Source organism: Priestia sp. 53B2, assembly GCF_056099005.1.
This window is the reverse complement of record NZ_JBLZXA010000105.1, coordinates 1-244: the sequence shown is the minus strand read 5'-3', so window position 1 is coordinate 244 and position 244 is coordinate 1. Positions and strand designations below refer to the sequence as shown.

The window sequence follows — 244 nt, the reverse complement described above, 5'->3', positions numbered from 1 at the left end:
GGGTGATGGCGTGCCTTTTGTAGAATGAACCGGCGAGTTACGATCCCATGCAAGGTTAAGCTGATAAGGCGGAGCCGTAGCGAAAGCGAGTCTGAATAGGGCGTTTAGTATGTGGTTGTAGACCCGAAACCAGGTGATCTACCCATGTCCAGGGTGAAGTTCAGGTAACACTGAATGGAGGCCCGAACCCACGCACGTTGAAAAGTGCGGGGATGAGGTGTGGGTCGCGGAGAAATTCCAATCG

The 244-nt window shown here is 53.3% G+C and carries 1 rRNA gene; it reads left to right on the top strand.

The annotated features are described in order from the left end of the window. Positions 1-244, top strand: a 23S ribosomal RNA gene (locus tag ACN6NE_RS31335); the annotation flags it as partial.